We start from the raw sequence: 25792 nt of genomic DNA, 5'->3' as shown, positions 1-25792 counted from the left end.
GCCGATCACGCGGGCGCACCCGGTGCGCGTGCACCCGCGCTCGGTCCCGGCGCTCAGGCCGCGGCCGCGGCCGGCAGGTCGATCGTGTTCGTGCCGCGTTCCAGGGCGTTGATGAGCACGGCCATGTTCCCCATCGGGTGGGCGTTGTCGAACAGCAACTGGTGGAGGGAGCCGATGTCCTCGAACGTTTCGCAGGTGGACAGGCACGGGTTGAGCAGGCCCGCATCGACCAGCCTGACGACGTCGCGGAACTGGCGGGCGTTCGCGCCGTGCGAACCCTGCAGCCGCTTGGAGCGCATCCACAGGTGCCGGAGGTCGATGTCGCCGTTGTAGCCGGTCGTGCCGCCGCAGATCACCACCATGCCGCCGCTGTCGCACAGGTACATGGAGGTGGGCAGGGTGTCCTGCCCGCTGTGCTCGAAGACGATCCGCGGTGACTTCCGCTCCCCGAGGATCTCCCAGATCTTCTTGCCCATGGCCCGCGCGCCCCGCAGGAACTTGGTCATGCCCTCGGCGTCGTCCACCGCGGGCAGCCGGCCCCAGTGGTCGAACTCGTGCCGGTTGATGACGCCCTTCGCGCCCAGCTTGAGGCAGTACTCGCCACGGGCCTCGTCGGAGACGACCGCGATCGGGACCCCACCGGCCATCTTGACCAGCTGGATGGCCATGGAACCCAGGCCGCCGGCCCCGCCCCAGATCAGCACCGGGTCACCGGGCTGCACCGTGTTGCCGTGCCAGCCGAAGAGCTGCCGGTAGGCGGTGGAGCCGCAGAGCATGAAGCTGGCGGACTCCTCCCACGACACGTCCTTGGGCTTGGGGTGGCACTGGTAGTCGTTCACCAAGCAGAACTGCGCGAAGGAACCGTAGTTGGTCTCGTACCCCCACGCACGACCGCTGCTGGACGTCGCCACGTCCGCACCCAACCGGATGTCCTCGTCCTTCTCGTCGTACTGCCCACCGGAGAGCACCACGTGGTCGCCGACCTTGACGTGCCGCACGCCCTCGCCGACCGCCCACACCACACCCGCGCCGTCGGTGCCGCCGATGTGGAAGTCCTCCGGCTGCCCGAGGCGCTGCCTCATGCCGATGACGTCCACCGGTAGGCCCAGCGCCGCCCACACGTTGTTGTAGTTGATCCCGGCCGCCATCACGTACACCAGGACCTCGCCGGGGCCCACCCGTGGCACGTCGACGACCTCGATCTGGAACGCCTGCTTCGGCGGTCCGAACCGGTCCTGGCGGATCACCGACGCGTACATCCGCTCGGGGACCTCGCCCAGCGGCGGCACCTCACCGATCTCGTAGAGCGACTTCGTCATGGCTTTCTCCTCAGTTGCCACTCGCGTCGGCCGGGGCCGACAGGTGTCGTAGTTGCTTCCGGATCTCCTCGATCACCTCGGATTGGCGCTCTGCCAGGTAGAAGTGGCCGCCGGCGAAGACCTTCGCCTCGAACGCGGCGCTCGTGTGCCTGCCCCAGGCGCGCACCTCGTCGACCGTGGTGAGCGGGTCGCCGTCGCCGACGAGGGCCGTGATCGGGCACCCCACCACCGACTCCGGATCGGCCAGGTAGGTCTCGACCGCCTGGAAGTCGCCGCGGATGGCGGGCAGCACCAGGCGGAGCATCTCGTCATCGCCCAGCAGGTCCGGGGATGTTCCGCTCAGCGACTTCAGCTCCGCGATGACGTCGTCGTCGGGTTTGAGGTGCACGTTGCGCTCGACGTGCTTCTTCGACGGCGCCCTCCGCCCGGAGAGCAGCAACGCCCGCGGGCCGTTGCGATCGCGTGCTTCCAGGCGCTGCGCCACCTCGAAGGCGAGCACCGCGCCCATGCTGTGGCCGAGGTAGACCGGCGGCGGGCCCGGCAGCGCCGCCAGTTCGGTCGCGATCCGGTCGGCGAGCTCGCCGATCTCGGTGATCACCGGCTCTCGGTAGCGGTCCTGCCGCCCGGGGTACTGGATGGCCAGCACGTCGACCTCCGGCGCCAGCCGCATCGAGAGGGGCCGGAAGAACGACGCCGAGCCGCCCGCGTGCGGAAAGCAGATCAACCTGGTGGCACCGCCGGATTCCGCGTCGAAGCACCGGATCCATTTGCCACCTTCGGTCACGGCCGTGCTCATGCGTTGGTGCCTCCAGTTCGGCCATCACGGCGGATCGACCCACCTGCAGGGCGTGGTCGTCTTCGCGGGGATGCTGATCTCGGCGGGGTGCGGCCAGCCCGCACGGCGACGCCGGCGCTGGCGCATCTCGACGCTAGGAGGAACGTGATCCGCCGCACAAGCTTGCGGCCACAAGCTGCCACGGTTCCACCGCACACCTGCCGACCAGCACGAGCACGGCTGTTTTCCCCGGAACCGCAACGGGATTCGGCGTCGATCGTCAGCCGGAGCGACCAGGGCCGCCGACGTGCCATCCACTTTGGATGCGGGTGGCAACGGCCCGGCCGCACCCTCGGCGGCGGGGCATCCGTGGCGGCCGACGAGTGGCCGAAGGCTTCGGGGCGTGGGCCGCGGTAGGCCTGTCGGCGAGCAGCTCGCCGACGCTGCGCGGAATCACCGCCCGAATTCAACCGCCAGCAGGGTGATCAGGTATTTCCTTTTTCAATACAACTGCCCCACTGCTTTCCCCATTCCGAATCACCGCGGGACACACCTTATCACAGAAAAGCCGACGGCGCTTCCCAATTTCATTCACACTTATTCCCATCGCCAGGCGACCCAACAATCCGGCAACCGTTCCACGCCCGCCGAAACCGCGAAACTCGTGCAGGGGTCAACAAAGCCGCGAACTGTGCCGAATGGACTCCCGCGACTTGATCAACGAAAGGAATCGCATTACTACGAATGGATCTACCTTGATAGTTGATCACCGTGTTGGAGTATCGTTATGCTTAGGATCTATTTCACCCCCAAAGATGTTCTCCGCATCCGCGTGACGGAGCAGCCCGATCCGATGTGGGAACTCGCGCTCAGCTTGCACGTCCTCCGCGGACACGTCACCTGGCCGACGCAACTCGCGTGGCGGGGCTGGGCGCGACACAGGTTACGCGACACGGGCTTATCCACCCGCATGCATCTTGTGTCCTCGCTGGTTCCCGTCAAGGGGAACTTCCCAGATTTCCTCACCCCGGTCACCGCCGGGCCGGACTTCGAGGCCGGCCTCGAAAGCATCCTGTCCGCCGGGCAGACCCGGCTCAGCAACGACCTTTCCGCGGCTTTCGCGCAGCAGAGCGCGCCGCCTTGGGTCCGCAAGCTGTCCGACGGCGACCGGGCCTCGCTCAACAAGCTCTGCGACACCCTCCGGGACTATTTCAACACCGCCATCCGCCCGCACTGGCCGAAGGTCCACCACCAGGTCACCGAAGACCACGTGCTGCGGACACGCCACCTCACGACCGGGGGCGCCGAGAAGCTGTTCAACTCGCTCCCGGCCCCCATCAAATGGCGCTGGCCGGTCCTGGAGACGAACTACCCGGAGAACCGGACGCTGCACCTCGACGGCCGCGGCCTGACGCTGATCCCGTCGTACTTCTGCTTCGGCAACCCGATCACCTTCATCGACCCGGGGCTCCCGCCCGTGCTCGTCTACCCCGCCCACAAGGCGGCGAACGGCGTGCGCCCCGGCGGTGGCAAGGAGAACGCGTCGAAGCGGCTGGCCGCCCTGCTCGGGCACACGCGCGCGCAGGTCCTGCTGGCGTTGCAGACGCCCAGTTCGACCTCCGGTCTCGCCCGGCAGATCGACGCGTCGCTGGCTTCCGCCAGCCAGCACACCACCATCCTGCGCGAGGCCGGCCTGATCACTTCGACCCGGCTGGGCAAGGCGGTCCTGCACAGCCTCACCCCGCTCGGGCGGGAACTCGTCGGCACCAACGACCAGCCCAGCGCGGTCGCGCCGGGTGATCACCGGGGAGCCGGCCGCCCGGGGCCCAGGCGGTTGCCTCACCTCGCCGATTCGGCCGGGTGAGGCGGGCGGCAGGCGCGGGTCCTCTCGACGAGCGCTCCTAGTGGTGACGCCCGCCGAACGGGCCTGGACCCGCCGAGCGGCCGGCCGCCGCGATCAGCGGTCGAGGTCTTCCCACTCCAGCTCCAGATCCGCTTCCAGCTCATCGATGTCGTGCTGGTCGAGCCGGAGCAGGGGCAGGTCCGACGGAGTGCGCCCGCCCGTGCCGGGCCGATCGACGTGGGCGATGAGTCCATTCAGGACCGCCAACCAGTCCTGCGCCAGGTCGTGCACCGCTTCACGGCTGGCAACGGCGGTGTGCCAGGACCACGTCGCGCTCAACAACGGACCGTCGGCACCGTCCTCCACGACCGCATTGATCTCGATGCCGTGCCCCACGCGCAACGCCGGGTCGGCACCACCACCGAGCGCATCGACCTCCGGGGCCCAACCCCATTCGCCACCGGCAGACGCACCGAAACGCCCCAGGTAGTTGAACGCGATCTGCGGACGCGCGAGCCTCGCTAGCTCCGGCGCGGTGTCCGGGTTGAGGTACCGCAGCAGCCCATAACCCAGACCGTGATCAGGAATCGCCCGAAGCTGCTCCTTGACCTGCTTCAGCACCGTCCCCAAACCCGGACCTCCCGAGGTGACCTCCCGCCAGTCCAGGGCGCCGGGATCCAGCAGCACCGGGTGCAACGTGGTGAACCAACCCACCGTCCGCGTCAGATCAACCCCCGGGACGACCTCCTCGTACCTACCGTGCCCCTCCACATCGACCAACACACCACCCGGCGTGCCCGCGCGATGCCGCACGGCCAACACCAACGCCGTCAGCAACACATCATCGACACCGGCGAAGAACGCCGCAGGAACCCTCGCCAGCAACGCCGCCGTCCGCTCCACCGGCAACGACACCGTCAACGACTGCGTCCCCGCAACCGCGTCCCCGTTCTCGACATCGCGATCGGTCACACGCACACCGGGATGAGCCAGAACCTCTTTCCACACCGGCAGCTCCGACACCCGCGATTCCGCCAGCTCCCGCAACAGACCGGCCCACTGGCGAAACGACGTACCCACCGGCTGCAACTCGACCGACCGCCCCGAGAGCAGCGCATGGCACGCCTCCCCCAGATCCGACGCCAGCACCCGCCACGACACCCCGTCGACCACCACATGATGGGCCACCACCAGCAACCGGCCAGACCGCGAACCACCGCCGTCCAACCAGACCGCCCGGAGCATCACACCTCGCGCGGGATCCAAACCGGCCGCAGCGGCCTCGCCCCGCCCGGCGAGCGCCGAAGCCCAATCCACGGCTTCGGGCACCACTACCCGCTCGACCAGATCGGCGACGTCCACCGACCCCGCCGGCGGCACGACCAGGCCCCGCTCACCCAACCGAGCCCGCAGCAGATCATGCCGATCCACCACCGCTCCGACGGCACCCGTCAACACCTCCAGCGACAAGCTCGCCGGAACCTCCAGCACCACCGACTGGTAGAAGACAGACCCCAGCCCACCCCGCTCGCCCAGCCAGCACATCACCGGCGTCGACGCCACATCCCCCACCCCGGAAACCACCGAGGCCGACACCGAACCCGACGACGCCACAACCGCCAGTTCCGCGGGCGTCCTGCACTCGAACACCTGACGAGGACTCAGGACCAGACCGACCCTGCGCACTCTGGCGACCAGCTGCATCGAGGCGATGCTGTCCCCGCCCAACTGGAAGAAACCGTCCTCCGCGCCGACCTCGGCGACCCCCAGCACCTCGGCGAACGCCTCGCACAAGAGCCGTTCCCGATCGGTGCGAGGACCGCGGCTGGGCCCGGTGGTCACCGCGGGCGCGGGAAAGGCTTGCCGATCGAGTTTCCCGTTGGAGTTCAGCGGGAAGCTCTCCAGCACCACCACTGCGGACGGCACCATGTAGTCGGGCAGGGCCCTGGCGACGTGATCCCGCAGCACATCCGGCTCGCAGTCGTCGCCGGTCGGCACCACGTAGGCCACCAACCGCTTCTCCCCCGGCCGGTCCTGCCGGACCACCACCGCACTGCGAGCCACGTGCGGGTGGGCCGTCAGCACTGCCTCGATCTCGCCCGGCTCGATCCGGATACCGCGGACCTTCACCTGGTCGTCCACCCGGCCGACGAACTCCAGCTCACCATCCCTGTTCCAGCGCACCAGGTCACCGGTCCGGTACATCCGCTCCCCAGCGGCGAACGGATCCGCGACGAACCGCTGGCCGGTCAGCCCAGCCCGCTCCCAGTAGCCCCGCGCCAACCCGCTGCCCGCGATGTACAGCTCCCCCACCACGCCAGGGGCGACCAGCCTCAGCTCGGGATCCAGCACGTGCACCCGCGTGCCGGGCACCGGCCTTCCGATCGGCGGGGCGCCGTCCAGGTCGTCGTCGGAGGACCAGATCGTCGAGTACACCACCGTCTCGGTCGGACCGTAGATGTTGGCCACCCGGCAGCCGGGGAAGACCGCGCGGATGCCGTCGTACAACTCGGGTGGAACCGGCTCCCCGCCGAGCACGACCGTGTCCACTCCCGGACGCCGTTCCTGCTCCTGGATGACCCTGGCGAACACCGACGGCACGCCGCTGACCAGCCCGCCACGCGGTGGTCCGTCCGCCAGGGCCAAGAGGTTGGGGACCACCTCGACCGCGCCACCGACCATCAGCGGCACGAGGATCTCGAACACGGAGAAGTCGAAGCCGAGCGGAGTCGCCGCCAGCACCCGGCCCAGGCTGTCCACGCCGATCGTTTCCCGCACGCACGCGACCAGGTCGACGACGTTGGCGTGCGCGACCATGACGGCCTTGGGCTGCCCGGTGGAGCCCGAGGTGTACATCACGTAGGCGATGTTCTCCGGATGCGGCGTCGATCGGTCCGGCACGGCTGCCCCCGCACGGCCCGCGAAGGTGGCCGGATCGTCGAGCAGCACGGTCGCCACGTCGGCACGCATCCCGCCGGAGCCGTTGGTGATCAGCAGCGCCGGCTTGGCGTCTGCGAGCACGAAGTCGATCCGCTCGGCGGGGTGGTCCGGATCGATCGGCAGATAAGCGCCGCCGGACTTGAGCACCGCCAACATCGACACGACCATGTCGATCGACCTCGGGAGCGCCAGCGCGACCACGGATTCCGGCCCGACCCCGAGCTCCACGAGCAGGCCGGCGAGCCGGTTCGCCCGCTCGTCGAGCTCCGCGTACGTCACCGATTCGCCGCCGCAGACGACCGCCACCGCATCGGGTGTCCGCTCGACCTGGGTCCGGAACAGCTCCGGCAGCGCGGTCTCCCGGGTGCCGGTCTGGCGCCCGTTCCACTCGTCGAGCAGTTGGCGGCGTTCTGCGCTGGAGAGGAGGTCGAGCCGGCCCACCGGCCGGTCGGGATCTGCGATGATCGCTTCCAGGACGCGTTGGAGCCGGGCGGACTGCGCCTCGATCGTGGCGTGGTCGAAGACATCGGGTCGGTAGCCCAGGCGCAAGCGCAGGCGCGGCCCCGGGATCGCCACCAGGTTCAGCGCGTAGTGGGTGGCGTCCCAACCGGACACCGACCCCACCTGGAGCCCGGATTCCGGGTCGATCGCCTCGTCGGGGTCGATCGGGTAGTTCTCGTAGACGGTGGCGGTGTCGAACAGTTCCCCGGTACCGACCTGCCGCTGGATGTCGGCCAACCCGAGGTGCTGGTGGTCCAACAACCTGGCCTGCTCATCCTGGAACCGGACGAGGAAGTCCACGATGGACTCCGACGGATCCAACCGGACCCGAACCGGGATCGTGTTGATGAACAACCCCAACATCGACTCCACACCCGGCAACTCCGGAGGACGACCAGACACAGTGGACCCGAACACCACATCCCCACGACCGGTCCACCGACTCAGCAACAACCCCCACGCACCCTGCACCACCGTGTTCAGCGTCAAGCCACGCCCCCGAGCCCACTCCACCAGGTCGGCTGTCAGCCCTTCCGGAACATCCAGCACGAACCGTTGTGGAACGACCGAAGCTCGATCCCCGGGGCCGAGCAGCAACGGCTGAGCGCCTTCCAACGCCTCGGCCCACGCGCCCAGCGCCGCGTCACGATCATGATTCGCCAGCCACGCGAGGAAATCCCGGTACGCCCCCGGAGCCGGCATCCCGGCCCCATCCGCCCGCGCCCGGTACAGGGCGAACAGCTCGCGCACCAGAAGCGGCATCGACCAGCCGTCCAGCACGAGGTGGTGGTTGGTCACGACGAGCCGAGAACGCCCTTCTCCCAGTCGTACCAACGTCATTCGCAGCAATGGACCCCGCTGCACGTCGAAGCCGTCCGCCCGGTCCGCCGCCAGCAGCCGAGCCAACTCCGCCTCGCGCTCGGCCTCCTCGCAAGACGACAGATCCACCTCGGACCAGGCGACAGCCGACTCCCGGGGCACCACCTGGACCGGACGGCTCAACCCCTCATGGACGAAGCACGCCCGCAAGTTCGGGTACCGCTCCAACAGCACGTCCCCGGCACGCCTCAACCCGTCCCCATCCACCTCCCCCAGCAGCTCGAACGCCAACTGCACGACATACACGTCCCCCAGGCCATCGTCGTAGACGGCGTGGAACAGCAGTCCTTCCTGCAACGGCGAGAGCGGAAGGACGTCGGCCACCTCGCCGACCACCTGCTCCACCAGAGCGGTCTCAGCCTCGTCGAGCACGACCGAAGCCGAATCGGCTGTCCCCTCGTGCGTGCCGTTCTGCTCCTCGGCGACCAAAGCCGCGAGCGCGGCGGGAGTCTTGTGCTCGAAGATCTGCCGCGGACTGATGACCACCCCGTCCCGGCGGGCGCGGCTGGACAGCTGGATCGACATGATGCTGTCCCCGCCCAGCTTGAAGAAGCTGTCGTCGGCGCCCACCCCCGGCACGCCGAGCACCGCCGCGAACAGCTCGCACAGCAGCTCTTCCCCCGGTGTCCGGGGTTCGCGGCCCGACGTGGTGCCGCCGAAGTCCGGCGCCGGTAGCCGTCGCCGGTCCAGCTTCCCGTTGGAATTCAGGGGAAGCCGGTCCACGGCGACGATCGCCGCCGGGACCATGTGCGCGGGCAGCCGCTCCTCGACGTAGGGCTGCAACGCCGTGATGACCGCACCCACCTCGCTCGACGACGCTGGGTCGTTGGCGTACGCCGACCAGGGACGCCCGGCACCTCCGGTGGAGGGGTGCGGTTGGCCGTTGCCCAGGATGTCGCTGCGAACCAGCACGACATCGAGCTCTTCCGCCGCCCTCGACCACGTGAGCGCCGCGCGGTAGCCGGTCTCCGCCGCCAGCTCGTCGAATTCCTCGGGGTCCGGCTCGGCACCGGCCACATCCCGCACCAGCTCGGCTCGCGCGGATTCGACGTCCGCGCCGTGCTCGACCGCCCGCACGGCCGCCAGGTCCGTCGTCAAGCGGGCATTGGGAATCCCGGAGACGCTCAGCCGCTCGGGCCGGGCGCTGGAAAGCACCTCGCGCAGACCGGCGAAGTCCCGGACATCGCGCCCCCACCTCAGTTCGAGCGGTTCCGCGACATCACCGGTCGGGCCGACGACACCGGTCGTCTTGCGCAGGACCGCGTCGTAGCGGTAGCGGGTGAGCTCGTTGTGACCCGCACCGCGCTTGATCCGCACATCGATCTCGCCCACGTCCTCGACGACGTCGCGGAACCGCGCGAAGAAGTCGGGCGCGACCAGCAGCTCCTTTTCCTGCAAGATGTTCTGCTCGACCGACCTGCGCAGGACCTCCGGCGGCGTCGAGCCGTCCGCCCGGCCGAGCTCGACGGCGGTGGCGAAGCACCTGAGCAGCCGGAGGTTGCGCACGTCCCCGACGAAGACGGCGCCGCCCGGGCGGAGGAGCCGAACGGCAGCGGTCAGCACTTCGACCAGGTAGTCGACGCTGGGGAAGTACTGGACCACGGAGTTGATGACGATGGTGTCGAAGAAGCCGGTGGGAAGGTCGTCGAGCACGTGCGCGGGCCGGCACAGCAACTCCACGTTCGCGTAACCGGCGTCTCCGTCGATCCGGTCCCGCAGCGCCTCGACCACCACGGGCGAGAAGTCGGTCGCCCAGTAGGACTCGCACCTCGGCGCCAGCTGCGACATCAGCAGGCCGGTGCCGACGCCGATCTCCAGGATCCGCTCCGGGGCGAGCGACGCCACCCTCTCCACCGTCGCGTCGCGCCATTCCCGCATCTCGTGCAGCGGGATGGGGAGGCCGTCGTAGCTGCTGTTCCAGCCCGTGAAGTCGGCACCGAACTCGGCGGCGGAACCATCCCGGTACAGCTCGTCGTAGACCACTCGCCATTCGCCGACCTTCTGGTGGTCTGCCTCGCCAGGCTCCCGCCGGCCGGCGTCGGGGACGACGTAGGCGATGAGCCGCTTGTCGCCGAGCTGGTCTTCGCGGACGACTGCCGCGGCCTGCGCGATCTGCGGGTGGGAGGTCAGGGCCGTCTCGACCTCGCCGAGCTCGATCCGGAAGCCGCGCACCTTCACCTGGTCATCGACCCGCCCGACGAACTCCAGCTCACCATCCCGGTTCCACCGCACCAGGTCACCGGTCCGGTACATCCGCTCCCCAGCGGCGAACGGATCCGCGACGAACCGCTGGCCGGTCAACCCGGCTTGACCGAAGTAGCCCCGCGCCAGTCCGGCACCGGCCAGGTGGAGCTCTCCGACCGCGCCCGGCGGGACCAACCGCATTTCGGCATCCAGCACGTAGACCCGGGTGTTCGAGATCGGCCGGCCGATCGGCGGCACTCCGGCCGGCCGGTCGTCGTCGCAGAACCACGCCGTCGCATACACCGTCGCCTCGGTCGGCCCATAGATATTGGCCACCGAGCAGTCCGGGAACACCGACCTCACCCGCGACAACAACGAGCCCGGCAGCCCCTCGCCCGCCAGCACCAACGTCTCCAGGCCCGGAGCTTCCAACTCGCCCCACGCCCCCAGCAGGCCTGCGACTGCCGACGGAACACCGCTGACCAAAGAAACCTCGGACAGCAACTCCGGCGAATCCGCCAAGGAGAGCAGATCGTCCACCAGCACGACGCGCCCACCCACCGTCAGGGGAACCAAGATCTCGAAAACGGAAACATCGAAGTTCAACGACGTCGACGCCAACACGCACCGCAGCCGGTCGCCGAAAGCCTTCGCGGCCCACTCAGAAAGACCCGCGATACTCGAATGCCCGACGACGACACCTTTCGGCCGCCCGGTCGAACCCGACGTGTACAACACGTATGCCGCGTTCCCCGCAGCCAACGGACCAACCCGATCCCCATCCACCAGATCCGCATCCGAGAACCCGGCCATCACGGGGTCGTCCACCACCACAACGGGCAGGGCGTCGTCGGGAAGGCCGACCTCGACCCCAGAAGCCGTCAACAGCAACACCGGCTTGGCGTCGTCGAGCATGAACTCAACTCGCTCGGCGGGATAGTCGAGGTCGATGGGCAGATAGGCGGCCCCGGCCTTGAGAACGGCCAACACGGCGACAACCATGTCCACCGACCTCGCAAGCGCCAGCGCAACAACGGATTCCGGCCCAGCACCCCGCGCGACCAAACAACGAGCAAGCCGGTTCGCCCTCGCATTGAGCTCCCCATACGTCACCGACACACCACCACACACCACCGCCGTGGCCCCCGGCGCCCGCACAACCTGCGCCTCGAACAACTCCGGCAATGCGACCGCCGGAACGCTGGTCCGGCTCCCGCTCGATTCTTCGAGAAGCCGGTGGTGTTCGGCGTCGGTGAGGATGTCGATGCGCCCCACGTGCTGGTCGGGTTCGTCGACGACGGTTCGCAAGATCTCGGCGAGACGTCCGGCGAATCCTTCCACCGTGGAGCGGTCGAAGACATCGGGCCGGTAACCGAACCGCAGCCGGAGCCGCTCGCCGGGCATCACCACGAGGTGGAGCGCGTAGTGGGTGGCATCCCAGCTCGACACCGACGCAACGGTGATCGCGGAGGACGGGTTGAGCACCTCGTCGGGGTCGAGCGGGTAGTTCTCGAATGCGATGGCGGTGTCGAACAGTTCCCCGGTACCGACCTGCCGCTGGATGTCGGCCAACCCGAGGTGCTGGTGGTCCAACAACCTGGCCTGCTCATCCTGGAACCGGACGAGGAAGTCCACGATGGACTCCGACGGATCCAACCGGACCCGGACCGGGATCGTGTTGATGAACAGCCCCAGCACCGCCTCCACACCCGGAAGCTCCGGAGGACGACCAGACACAGTGGACCCGAACACCACATCCCCACGACCGGTCCACCGACCCAGCAACAGCGCCCACGCACCCTGCACCACCGTGTTCAGCGTCAACCCACGCCCCCGAGCCCATCGGGCCAGGGCCGCCGTCAAGGGCTCGGGCAATTCCAGCGAGCATTCGTCCGGCAGCACGGGAGCCCGAACCCCCGAACCCACCAACAGCGGCTGGGCGTCCTCCAACGCTTCGGCCCACGCACCCAGCGCCGCGTCACGATCACGATTCGCCAGCCACGCGAGGAAATCCCGGTATCTCCCCGGAACCGGTAGATCGCTGTCGTCGCCGCGCCGCTCGTACAGGGCGAACAGCTCGCGAACCAGCAGCGGGAGCGACCAGCCGTCCAGCACGAGGTGGTGGTTGGTCACCACCAACCGGGAACGCCCCTCCCCCAGGTGAACCAGCATCAGCCGCAGCAGCGGACCCCGCTGCACATCGAACCCAGCGGCCCGATCCCGCTCCAGCAGCCGCGTCAACTCGTGCCCGGCTTCTTCGCAATCCGAAAGATCCACCTCGGACCAGCCGATACCCGAATCCCGCGGTACGACCTGAACCGGACGGCTCAACCCCTCGTGGACGAAGCATGCCCGCAAGTTCGGATACCGCCGCAACAGCACGTCCCCGGCGCGCCGCAACGCCTCCCCGTCCACCTCACCCGCGAAGTCGAACACCAGCTGCATCACATACACATCGCCCCCTCCCCCGTCGTAAACGGCGTGGAACAGCAACCCCTCCTGCAACGGCGACAGCGGCAGAACGTCTTCGAAATCCGGGTCGGTCATCTGGAGTCCTTCCACCAAGATTCAAGTCGCTCGATGTCGTGCTGGTCGAGCCGGAGCAGGGACAGGTCCGACGGAGTACGTCCACCTGTTCCGGGCCGATCGGCGTGGGCGTGGAGTCCATTCAGGACGGCCAGCCAGTCCTGCGCGAGGTCGTGCACGGCTTCGCGGCTGATGACATCGGTGTGCCAGGACCACGTCGCCGTCAACCGCGCCCCGTCGGCACGGTCTTCCGCGATCGCGTTGATCTCGATGCCGTGCCCCACGCCCAGCCTCGGGTCCGCACCACCGCCGAGGGCATCGGCTTCCGGCGCCCAGGCCCACTCACCGCCGCCAGCCGCGCCGAATCGCCCCAGGTAGTTGAACGCGATCTGCGGACTTGCCGGCCTCACGAGCTCTGGTGCGGTGGCCGGATTGAGGTACCGCAGGAGTCCGTAGCCCAGACCGTGATCGGGAATCGCCCGAAGCTGCTCCTTGACCTGCTTCAACGCTGTTCCCAGAGCGGGGCCTCCGGTGGTGATCTCGGCCCAGTCGAGCTCGCTGGGATTCAGCAGCACCGGGTGCAACGTGGTGAACCAACCCACCGTTCGGGTCAGATCGACCCCCTGGACGACCTCCTCGTGCCTGCCGTGCCCTTCCACATCGACCAGCACGCCACCCGCCGAGCCGGTGTGGTGCCGCACGGCCAACGCCAGCGCCGTCAGCAACACGTCGTCGACGCCGGCGAAGAACGCCGCAGGGACCCTCGTCAGCAACGCCGCCGTCTGCTCCGCAGGCAGTGAGACGTTCAACGACCGCACTCCTGCCACCGTGTCCCCGCCCGCAACGTCGCGATCGGTCACACGCACGCCGGGATCGGCCAAGACCTCTTTCCAGATCGGCAGCTCCGACGCCCGCGATTCAGCGAGCTCGCCCAGCAGACCGGCCCACTGGCGGAACGATGTGCCGACCGGCTGCAACTCCGCCGGCCGCCCTGAGGCCGATGCCCGGTGCGCTTCCCGCAGATCCGACACCACGACGCGCCACGACACCCCGTCGACCACCAGATGATGGGCGACCAGCAGGAGTCGTCCTGGTCGTGAGCCGCCCGCGTCCAGCCAGACCGCCCGGAGCATCACCCCTCGTGCGGGATCCAAACCAGCCGCCGCGGCTGCCTCCGCCCCCGCCAGCACGACCCGCCAGTCCGGATCAGCCTCAGGAACTCCGGTCCGCTCCACCAGGTCGGCGGCATCGACCGATCCCACCGGCGGCACCACCAGACCCTGCTCACCCAACCGAGCCCGCAGCAGATCATGCCGATCCACCACGGCCCCGAGAGCCGATACCAAGGCCCTCAACGACAATCCGGCCGGAACCTCCAGCGCCACCGACTGGAAGTAGGCCGCCCCCAGATCACCCCGTTCGCCCAGCCAATGCATCACCGGCGTCAACGCCACGGCCCCGACCCCGGAAACCACCGCGGCCGGCGCCGAACCCGATGCCGCCACCGCCGCCAGTCCTGCCGGAGTCCGGTGCTCGAACACCTGACGCGGACTCAACACCAAACCAGCCCTGCGCAATCTGGCGACCAGTTGGATCGACAAGATGCTGTCCCCGCCCAGCTGGAAGAAGCTGTCCTCCGGGCCGACGTCGGCGATCTCGAGCACCTCGGCGAACGCCTCGCACAACAGCCCCTCCCGCGCGGAGCGTGGACCTCGTCCGCCCCCTGCCTTCACCTCGGGCGCGGGGAGCGCCTCCTGATCCAGTTTCCCGTTGGCGTTCAACGGCAATCGGTCCAGCAGCACGACCGCGGTGGGCACCATGTAGTCGGGCAGGGCCCTGGCGACGTGATCCCGCAGTCCGTCCGGCTCGCAGCCGTCACCGGTCGGCACCACGTAGGCCACCAACCGCTTCTCCCCCGGCCGATCCTGCCTCGCGACGACGACGGCGTGAGCCACTCGCGGGTGGGAGGTCAGGGCGGTCTCGACCTCGCCGAGCTCGATCCGGAAGCCGCGCACCTTCACCTGGTCGTCGACCCGGCCGACGAACTCCAGCTCACCATCCCGGTTCCACCGCACCAGGTCACCGGTCCGGTACAGCCGGCCGCCCGCAGGGCCGAACGGGTCGGCGACGAAACGATTCGCGGTCAGGCCCGAACGCCCCGAGTAGCCGCGGGCCAGTCCGCTTCCCGCGAGGTAGAGCTCTGCCACCACACCAGGCGGTACCATCCGCATCTCGGCATCCAGCACGTAGACCCGGGTGTTCGAGATCGGCCGGCCGATCGGCGGCACCTCCACCGGCCGGTCATCGCGCCAGAACCACGCCGTCGCATACACTGTCGCCTCGGTCGGCCCATAGATATTGGCCACCGAGCAATCCGGGAACACCGATCTCACCCGCGACAACAACGACGCCGGCAGCCCCTCGCCTGCCAGGACCAACGTCTCGACGCTCCGCTTCTCCGGCATGTCGCACGCCCCCAGCAAGCCCGCGACTGCCGACGGAACACCGCTGACGAGAGAAACCTCGGACAGCAACTCCGGCGAATCCGCCAAGGAGAGCAGATCGTCCACCAGCACGACGCGCCCACCCACCGTCAACGGCACCAAGATCTCGAAAACCGAAACATCGAAGTTCAACGACGTCGACGCCAACACGCACCGCAACCGATCGCCGAACGCCTTCGCAGCCCACATCGCCAACCCAACAACACTCGAATGCGCGACCACGACACCTTTCGGCCGCCCCGTCGAACCCGACGTGTACAACACATACGCCGCGTTCCCCGCGGCCAACGGACCAACCCGATCCCCATCCACCAGATCCGCACCCGAGAACCCGGCCGCCGCCGGATCACCGACCACCAGTCGAGGCAGGTCTGGCGGAACGACATCTTCGACATCACCGGCCGTCACCACCAGCACCGGCTTGATGTCGTCGAGCATGAACCGGATGCGTTCGGCGGGATGGTCCAAGTCGATGGGCAGATAGGCGGCCCCGGCCTTGAGAACGGCCAACACGGCGACAACCATGTCCACCGACCTCGGAAGCGCCAGCGCAACAACGGCTTCCGGCCCAGCACCCCGCGCGACCAAACAACGAGCGAGCCGGTTCGCCCTCGCATTGAGCTCCCCGTACGTCACCGACACACCACCACACATCACCGCCGTCGCCTCCGGCGCCCGCACAACCTGCGCCTCGAACAACTCCGGCAGCGCGACCTCCGGAACCTCGACCTCGGCGGCGTTCCAGTCCACGAGAAGCCGACGGCGCTCCTCCTCGAAGAGGACATCGATGCGCCCCACCCGCTGGCCCGGATCCTCGACAACTGTTTCGAGGATGCGTTGGAAGCGGCTGGCGAGCGTCTCGACGGTGGCCTGCTCGAAGACGTCGGGGCGGTAGCCGAACCGCAGTTGCAGCCGCTCGCCGGGCATCACCGCCAGGTTGAGGGTGTAGTGGGTGGCGTCGAGGCTCTCCGCCGACGTCATCCGCAACTCGCGCATCGGATTCGACAGTTCGTCGAGGTCGATCGGATGGTTCTCGTAGACGGTGGCGGTGTCGAACAGCTCACCGGTACCCACTTGGCGCTGGATGTCCGCCAAGCCCAAGTACTGGTGGTCCAGCAGCCGCGCCTGCTCCGCCTGCAACCGGACCAGCATCTCCGCGACGGTCTCCGAAGGAGCCAGCCGGACCCGGACCGGGATCGTGTTGATGAACAGACCCAACATCGACTCCACCTCCGGAAGCTCCGGAGGACGACCAGACACAGTGGACCCGAACACCACGTCCCCGCGCCCGGTCCACCGGCTCAGCAGCAGCGCCCACGCGCCCTGCACCACCGTGTTCAGGGTCAGTCCGCTGGCCCGGGCCCATTCCACCAGCCCTGCGGTCAGCTCCTCCGGCAACTCCAGCGAGAACCGCTGCGGTACGACCGGCGCCCGATCCCCAGAGCCGAGCAACAACGGCTCAACGCCCTCCAACGCCTCCCGCCACGCTCCCAGTGCCGCGTCACGGTCACGATCGCTCAGCCACGCCAGGAAGTCCCGATACCTCTTCGGCACGGGCAAGTCACCATCATCGCCGCGTCGCTCGTACAACGTGAACAATTCACGCACCAGCAGCGGAAGCGACCAGCCGTCCAGCACGAGGTGGTGGGTGGTCACCACCAGCCGGGAACGCTCCTCGCCGAGGCGAACCAACATCATCCGCAGCAGCGGTCCCCGCTGCACGTCGAACCCGGCGGCACGATCCCGCTCCAACAACCGATCCAGCTCGCGCTCGGTCTCCTCGCAGGCCGGCAGATCCACCTCGGTCCAGCCGATATCCGATTCCCCCGGCACGACCTGAACCGGACGACTCAGCCCCTCGTGAACGAAGCACGCCCGCAGATTCGGATACCTCGCGAGCAGCACATCCCCAGCACGGCGCAACCTCTCGCCATCCACCTCCCCCGACAGCTCGAAAACCAGCTGCACCGAATAGACATCGTTCGATCCGTCATCGAAGACGGCGTGGAACAGCAACCCTTCCTGGAGCGGCGACAGCGGGAGGACGTCCACCACCCCACCGACCGCCTCCTCCACCAGCCGAGCCTCGACCGCATCGAGCACGACCAGCACCGAATCGGAATCGCCGGAGGTGTCCGGCGCGGTCTGGAGCACCCCCGCGACGGCTGCCAACGCCGCCGGCGTTCTGTGCTCGAACACATCGCGAGGGGTGATCACCAGTCCGGCGCTCCGGGCGCGGCTCACCAGCTGCATGGACCCGATGCTGTCCCCACCGAGGTCGAAGAAGTTGTCCTCGACGCCCACCTCCGGCAGGTCTCGGATCTCGGCGAACAACTCGCAAAGCAGTTCCTCGCGCGGTGTCCGCGGCGACGCTTTCGCCGGTCCGGAGTCGAAGTCCGGAGCGGGCAGCGCCTTCCGGTCCAGCTTCCCGTTGGCGGTCAAGGGAAGGCTCTCCAGGGGCAGCACCGCCGAAGGGACCATGTAATCCGGCAGGCTGCGGGACACGTGATCCCGCAAGTCCGCAGGGTCTAGTTCGCCCGTGCGAGCCACGACGTAGGCAACGAGGCGCTTGTCGCCCGGCCGGTCCTCCCGCGCGGCCACCACGCACTGCGACACCGCCGGATGAGCAGCCAGGACGGCCTCGACCTCACCCAACTCGATCCGGAAACCCCGAACCTTGACCTGCTCATCCACCCGACCGACGAACTCCAACTCCCCGTCCCGGTTCCAGCGCGCCAGATCCCCGGTCCGGTACATCCGCCCACCAGGCGGACCGAACGGGTCAGCCACGAAACGCCCGGCCATCAACCCCGGACGCCCGAGATAACCCCGCGCCACGCCATCACCGGCGATGAAAAGCTCACCTCGCACACCAGGCGGTACCGGACGCAGGCCCACATCCAGGACGTAGACGCGGGTGTTGTCCAGCGGTCGGCCGATGGACACCGAACCCGTTCGGTCGATTTCCGCCGCCGTCGACCACACCGTGGCCTCCGTCGGCCCGTAGAGGTTGACCACCTCACCGGCCAACATCCCCAGCCTGGTCGCCAGGTCCTCCGGCAGGGCCTCGCCACCGGTCAACACGCGAAGCCCGCGCAACATCGCCGGAGCCTCGGCCGCCACGACCCGCCACAGGGCGGGCGTGGCCTGCATGACCGTCACACCCCACTCGGCCACCAACCCGGCCAACGCGGGCGGATCCGCCAGCTCAGCCTTGGTCGCGACCACGACCGAGGCGCCGGCGAGCAGCGGCGCCAGCAACTCGACCACGGCGATGTCGAACGACAACGTCGTCACCGCCAGCAACCGATCCCCGGGTCCTGCTTCCAACCACGGGTCGATCGCCGAAACGAACCCGCACACGTTCCGATGGGTGACGACCACACCCTTCGGGCGCCCCGACGAACCCGACGTGAACAACACGTACGCCGCATCATCGAGACCCGCTCCGGCCCGGTCTCCGCGAGTGAGCTCCGCATCCGAGAACCCGGCCACCACAGGCGCAGTGCCCGGATCATCCACCACGAGAACCGGGAAGCCCGGTGGCATCGCGTGTTCGGCTTCGACCGTCGTCACCACCAGCACCGGGTCGGCGTCGGCCAACATGAACCCGATCCGCTCGGCCGGAAATCCCGGATCGACCGGCAAGTACGCAGCACCCGACTTCAACACCGCCCACACCGCCACGACCATCTCAACCGACCGCGGAACCGCAAGACCCACAACACAACCCGGCCCAGCACCACGAGCGATCAGACACCGAGCAAGCCGATTCGCCCGAGCGTTGAGCTCGGCATACGACACCGACTCATCACCGCACACCACCGCAGTGGCATCCGGCGACTCCGCAACCTGAACCTCGAACAGCTCCGGCAAGGTCGACTCGGCTGCGACCGCACCTCGCCCGTTCCACGTCTCAAGCAACTGCTCCCGTTCGGCGCCGGTGAGGACGTCGATCTCTCCCAGCCGAACGTCCGGGTCTTCGACAACGGCTTCCAGCACGCGCAGCAATCGGGCGGCGAGTTGTTCCGCGGTGGCGAGATCGAACAGATCCGTGCTGAACTCCAGCTCACCGGCGAGCCCCGACTCGCCCGCGTCACCACTCCGCTCGGTCAGCTCGACGGTGAGATCGAACTTCGCCGCCTCACCAGCCACCGGCAGGGATTCCACTCCAGCACCGGCGATCTCCAGATCCGTCTGCTCGACGTTCTGGAACGCCAACATCACCTGGAACAGCGGATGCCGTGCCAGCGACCGATGCGGGTTGACGGCCTCGACGAGACGCTCGAACGGCAGGTCCTGATTGGCATATGCGGCCAGGTCCGTCTCCCGGACCCGCGCCAGCAGCTCGCGGAAGCTCGGATCGCCCGATGTATCGGTCCGCAACACCAAGGTGTTGACGAAGAGCCCCACCAGATCCTCGGTCGCCTGCTCCGCACGCCCGGCGATCGGACTCCCGATCGGAATATCCGCACCAGCACCCAACCGAGTCAGCAACGCAGCAAGCCCGGCCTGCACCACCATGAACACCGTCGCCCGGCACTCACCGGCCAAATCCACCAAGCCCGCATACAGCCCCGGGGACACGTCGAAACCCAGCCGCTGACCCGAATGCGAAGCGACCGCCGGACGAGACCGGTCGACCGGAAGGACGATCTCCTCCGGAAGGCCGCGGAGCTCGTCCTTCCAGAACTCCAGCTGGCGAGAGATCAGACTGCCCGGATCTTCCTCGCTGCCCAGCACTTCCCGTTGCCACAACGCGAAGTCCGCGTACTGCACCGGCAGATCCCGCCAACCCGGTGCCTCACCGGTGCGCCGCTTCGCGTACGCCGTGCCGAAATCCCGCAGCAGCGGCGCCACCGACCACCCATCACCGGCGATGTGGTGCAACACCACCAACAAGACGTGGCCGCCTTCGGCGACGTCCCACGAACGCACCCTGATCGGCGGCTCCACACCCAAGTCGAAAGCCCGCCGGGCTTCCTCGGCCACCACCCGAGCGACCTCGTCGGCGGCGATCTCCGGTACTCCGGTTCCGCCGGCCGCCAGCTCCCACGCAGTTTCGGCGTCCAGGATCCGCTGCCGGGGAACATCGTCCTCGTCCTGCAGGAAGACCGTCCGCAACACCTCGTGCCGCGCCAGGACGTCCCGCGCCGCCGCCTGCAGCGCAGTAACGTCGACGTCGCCGGACAGCCGCCACGCCAGCGGAATGTGATACGCCGAACCGACCGCGTCCAGCTTGTCCACGAACCACAGCCGGTACTGCGCGAACGACAACGGCACCCGCTCCGGCCGCACACCAGCGACCAAGCCCCGGACAGCACCCGCCAGCACGTCGTTGCTCTCCATCCGCGCAGCGAGTTCGGCGACCGTTGGCGCCTCGAACACCGCACGCACCGACAACTCCACACCGCACGCGGTGCGGATGCGACTCACCAACCGAGTCGCCAGCAACGAATGCCCGCCCAGCTCGAAGAAGCCGTCGTCGACCCCCACCCCCTCCACGCCCAACACCTCGGCGAACAACCCGCACAACAACACCTCGCGCGGCGTCCGAGGCGGCACGTGCCCCGCCGCGGGGCCGGGATCCGGTGCAGGTAGCGCGCGGCGATCGAGCTTCCCGTTCGCCGTCAGCGGCAGATCGTCCAGCACCACCACTGCCGAGGGCACCATGTAGTCCGGAAGGCGTCCGGCCGCGAACGCCCGCACCTCGCCCGGGTCGCAGCCGTGGGCATCGGCCACGACGTAAGCCACCAGCCGCTTGTCGCCGGGCCGGTCCTCGCGCGCGACCACCACGCACCGCGCCACCCGAGGATGCGCGCCCAGCGCGGCCTCCACCTCGCCCGATTCGATCCGGAAGCCACGAACCTTCACCTGGTCATCCGCCCGGCCGACGTACTCCAGCTCGCCGTGCCGGTTCCAGCGGGCCAGGTCCCCGCTGCGGTACATCCGCCCACCGGCCGCGCCGAACGGGTCGGCGACGAACCGCTGCCCGGTCAGCCCGGGTCGCCCGGCGTAGCCCCGCGCCACTCCCGCGCCGGCGACGTACATCTCGCCCACCACGCCCACCGGCACCGGTTCCAGGTTCGCGTCGAGCACGTGCACCCGCAGGTCGGCCAGGGGCCGGCCGATCACGCCGCGCCCGCCATCACCGGCCCCGATCTCGGCGTGGGTGACGTGCACGGTCGTCTCGGTGATGCCGTACATGTTCACCACCACCGGACCGTCACCCCGATCCGGAATCCGGCTGCTATCCAGCGCCTCACCGCCCAGGACCACGTACCGGACGCAGCCCCGCTCCCAAAGCCGGCCATCCCGAGCTTCCCGCACCAGCTGGTAGAACGCCGACGGCGTCTGGTTCAGCACCGTCACGCGCTCCCGGACCAGCAGCTCGGCGAACTCGCCGGGAGAGCGCGACACCTCCCACGGGACGACCACCAGCCGACCGCCGCACGAGAACGCGCCCCACAACTCCCAGACCGAGAAGTCGAACCCGTAGGAGTGGAACAAGGTCCACACGTCGTCGGGGCCGAAGCCGAAGCGGGCTCGACCGACCGCCAGCAGCCGCGCGACGTTGGCGTGGGTGACGACCACGCCCTTCGGCCGCCCCGACGACCCCGACGTGAACAACACGTACGCCGCATGACCGGTGTCCAGCGGAAGTGCCCGATCCGCATCGGTGAGATCGACACCCGGCATCCCGGCCACCGCCTCGGCGGCGGCCGGATCGTCCACTGCCAGCACCGGGAACCCGTGTCCGCGAGGTAGTCCGGCCTCGGCCCGGCGGACCGTCATCACCAGCGCCGGATCGGCGTCGGCGAGCATGAACCCGATGCGCTCGGCGGGCTGGTCCGGATCGATCGGCAGGTACGCGGCACCCGCCTTCAACACCGCCAGCACCCCCACGACCATCTCCACCGACCGCGGGAACATCAGAGCCACCACGGAATCCGGGCCGACGCCGCGGTCGGCCAAGTGCCGGGCGAGCCGGTTCGCGCAAGCGTTCAACCCGGCGTACGACACCGACTCGTCGCCGCAGACCACCGCGACGGCATCGGGCGAATCCGCCGCCTGGGCCTCGAACAAGGCCGGCAGGGTCGACACCGGGACGTCCGGTGCTTCATTCGAGCGTTCGAGGAACCGAGAGCGCTCGTCCTCGGTCAGGACGTCCACGTCGCCGACCCGGACATCCGGGTCGGCGGCAACCGCTTCCAGCACGCGCACCAGCCGGGCCGCGAGTTGTTCCGCGGTGGCGCGATCGAACAGGTCCGTGCTGAACTCCAGCTCACCGGCGAGCCCCGCACCACGCCGCTCGGTCAGCTCGAAGGTCAGATCGAACTTCGCCGAACCGTCGCCCGCCGACAGGGCTTCTGCCTCGGCGCCGGGCAAGCTGAAGCTCGCCTGCTCGACGTTCTGGAACGCCAACACGACCTGGAACAGCGGATGCCGGGCAAGGGATCGCTGCGGGTTCAACGCCTCGACAAGCCGCTCAAAGGGCAGGTCCTGGTGGGCGTAAGCGGCCAGATCCGACTCGCGGACGCGCCCCAGGAGCTCCCGGAAGCTCGGATCACCCGATGTGTCGGTCCGCAACACCAGCGTGTTGACGAAGAACCCCACCAGATCCTCGGTCGCCTGCTCCGCACGACCAGCGATCGGGCTTCCGATCGGAATGTCCGTACCCGCACCCAACCGCGTCAACAACAATGCCAACGCGGCCTGCACCACCATGAACACCGTCGCCCGGCACTCACCGGCCACACCCGCCAGACCCGCGTGCAACTCCGGCGAGACCTCAAAACCCACCCGCCGGCCCGAATGCGAAGCAACCGCAGGACGAGACCGGTCCACCGGGAGCGCGATCTCGTCCGGAAGACCACGGAGTTCGCCCTTCCAGAACTCCAGCTGACGCGAGATCACACTCCCCGGATCATCCTCACTCCCCAGGACTTCCCGCTGCCACAACGCGAAATCCGCGTACTGCACCGGCAGATCCCGCCAACCCGGCACCTCACCAACGCGCCGCGCGGCATACGCCGTGCCCAAATCCCGCACCAGCGGCACCACCGACCAGCCATCACCGGCCACGTGGTGCAACACCACCGACAGCACGACCTCCCGCTCGTCCACCACGAAGATCCGCGCGCGGACCGGCACCTCGTGGGACAGGTCGAACCGCTGCTCCGCGTGGCCGGCCACGACCCGATCGACCTCAGCAGCCGAGGCGCGCAACACCGGAACGTCCAGGACGCTCCGCGCGCCGTGGAGCACCTTCTGCTCCGGCACGCCCCCGACCTCGGGCAACACCGTCCGAAGTGCTTCGTGGCGGTCCACCACGTCCCAGACCGCCTCGCGGAGGGCCGGAACGTCGACCTCGCCGGTCAGCCGCCATGCCAGCGGAATGTGGTAGGCCGACCCGGCGGCTCCGAGCTCGTCGACGAACCGGAGCCGTTGCTGGGCGAACGACAGCGGAATGCGCTCCGGCCGGTCCCCGGCCACCAACGGCCGACCCGCCCCGCCCTCCTGAGCGTCGACCTGCGCAGCGAGCTCCGCCACCGTCGGCGCCTCGAACACCGCACGTACGGACAACTCCACACCACACGCGGCGCGAACACGACTCACCAACCGGGTCGCCAACAGCGAATGGCCGCCCAGCTCGAAGAAGCTGTCGTCGACCCCCACCCCCTCCACGCCCAACACCTCGGCGAACAACCCGCACAGCAGGTCTTCGCCGGGCGTGCGGGGGCCCCGCCCCTTCCCGGTCTCGACCTCCGGAACCGGCAACGCGCCCCGGTCGACCTTCCCATTGGTGTTCAACGGAAAACTTTCGAGAGCCACGACCGCCGAGGGCACCATGTAATCCGGTAGGAACCGGGCCGCGTTCGCCCGCACCTCGGCCGGCTCGCACCCGTCCGGTCCGGCGACGACGTACGCGACCAGCCGCTTGCCTCCCGGCTCGTCCTCCCGGGCCACCACCACGCACCGCGCCACCCGGGGATCGGCGCTCAGGACGGCCTCGACCTCGCTCAACTCGATCCGGAAGCCGCGGATCTTGACCTGGTCATCGGCGCGCCCGACGAACTCCAGAGCACCTTCCGAGTTCCAGCGGGCCAGGTCCCCGGTCCGGTACATCCGGGAACCGGCGGAGAACGGGTCCGCCACGAACCGCTCGCCCGTCAACCCGGCGCGCCCCCAATACCCGCGCGCCACCCCGGCACCTGCGACGTACAGCTCCCCCACCGCGCCCGGCGGCACCGGTCGAAGGCCCGCGTCCAGCACGTGCGCACGCGTGTCGTCCAGCGGACCACCGATCGGGACGCCGTTCCCCAGTTCCGCGCCTGGGCGCACCACATGGCTGGTCGCGAACGTCGTGACTTCCGTCGGGCCGTACCCGTTCACCAACGTCGTCCGCGGGCAAGCGTCCAAGACCCGGCGGAAGGCCGCGGCCGAAGCGGCTTCCCCACCTGTCCACACCTCGCCCACCTCGGCGAAGACCTCTGGTCGTTCGTCCGCCAAGACGTTGAAAAGTGCTGCGGTGAGCCACAGTCCGGTGATGCGGTGTTCCGCGATCAAGCGATCCAGCGCATGAGCGGTCAGGTCTCCCGGCGGCGCGACCACGACCCGGCCGCCGCGCAGCAGCGGAACCCACAACTCGTACGTCGACGCATCGAAGGCGCCCGGCGAGTGCAGCAGGACGCGCTCGTGCTGCCCGGACTCCCATGCGCTGTCCGACGCGAGCGCCACCACGTCGGCGTGGGTGGTCGCGACTCCCTTCGGCAGCCCGGAAGAACCGGACGTGTACATCACGTACGCGAGCTGCCGGGGATCGCGTGGAACCGCGGGTTTCGGTGCCGCCCGGTCAGCCGCGTCGTCGAGCATGACGACGTCGACCGACTCGACGAGCTCCGGTGCGGCATCGTCGGTCAGCAGCATCGACGCTGCGGAGTCCCGCAGCAGGAAGCGAATGCGGTCCGCCGGATGACGCGGGTCCAGCGGAACGTACGCCGCGCCCGCCTTCAGCACCGCGAGCAACGCCACGACCAGATCCGCGGAGCGGTCCAGCAGCACGGCCACCCTGGTCTCGCTTCCCGCACCACGCTCCAAGAGGAGTCCGGCGAGGTCGTCGGCGCGGGTGTTGAGCGCGGCGTAGGTCAGCGTGGCGTCCTCGGCCACCACCGCGATCGCCTCCGGAGCGCGAGCGGCCTGCGCCTCGAACAGCTCTGGAACCGTGTTGCTCCGGACAGGGTTCAACGCCACCAAGGCCCGACTCCTTCACTTCGTCATCAACCAGGCGGAGACGGCATCGGGAGGCCGCCCGGCGCGG

The 25792-nt window shown here is 68.9% G+C and carries 5 protein-coding genes; 1 reads left to right on the top strand and 4 read right to left on the bottom strand.

What is annotated here, in order from left to right; genetic code table 11:
- Positions 1 to 53 precede the first annotated feature (53 nt).
- Both ccrA and ACWEV3_RS07520 read right to left on the bottom strand, forming a co-directional pair.
- Complete coding sequence (gene ccrA / locus ACWEV3_RS07525) at positions 54 to 1319, bottom strand: crotonyl-CoA carboxylase/reductase (RefSeq protein WP_452613081.1); 1266 nt, start codon at positions 1317 to 1319, stop codon at positions 54 to 56.
- A gap of 10 nt (positions 1320 to 1329) precedes the next feature.
- Positions 1330 to 2115 carry a thioesterase II family protein gene (locus ACWEV3_RS07520; protein WP_452613080.1) on the bottom strand — a complete coding sequence of 262 codons (786 nt, stop codon included), beginning with the start codon at positions 2113 to 2115 and terminating at the stop codon, positions 1330 to 1332.
- A 949-nt stretch (positions 2116 to 3064) separates the two neighbouring features.
- On the opposite strand from ACWEV3_RS07520, the gene ACWEV3_RS07515 reads away from it, so the two are divergent.
- Complete coding sequence (locus tag ACWEV3_RS07515; protein WP_452613079.1) at positions 3065 to 3958, top strand: ArsR/SmtB family transcription factor; 894 nt, start codon at positions 3065 to 3067, stop codon at positions 3956 to 3958.
- 93 nt (positions 3959 to 4051) lie between these two features.
- On the opposite strand, the gene ACWEV3_RS07510 is transcribed toward ACWEV3_RS07515, so the two are convergent.
- Both ACWEV3_RS07510 and ACWEV3_RS07505 read right to left on the bottom strand, forming a co-directional pair.
- Entirely contained in the window at positions 4052 to 12988 is an 8937-nt protein-coding gene (locus tag ACWEV3_RS07510; RefSeq protein ID WP_452613078.1) for an amino acid adenylation domain-containing protein, read from the bottom strand.
- Positions 12985 to 25725 carry an amino acid adenylation domain-containing protein gene (locus ACWEV3_RS07505; protein WP_452613077.1) on the bottom strand — a complete coding sequence of 4247 codons (12741 nt, stop codon included), beginning with the start codon at positions 25723 to 25725 and terminating at the stop codon, positions 12985 to 12987. The genes ACWEV3_RS07510 and ACWEV3_RS07505 overlap by 4 nt, the downstream gene beginning before the upstream one ends.
- Positions 25726 to 25792: the final 67 nt, after the last annotated feature.

It is taken from the genome of Saccharopolyspora sp. NPDC003752 (genome assembly GCF_053605825.1).
This window is presented reverse-complemented; position numbering and strand designations above follow the sequence as displayed.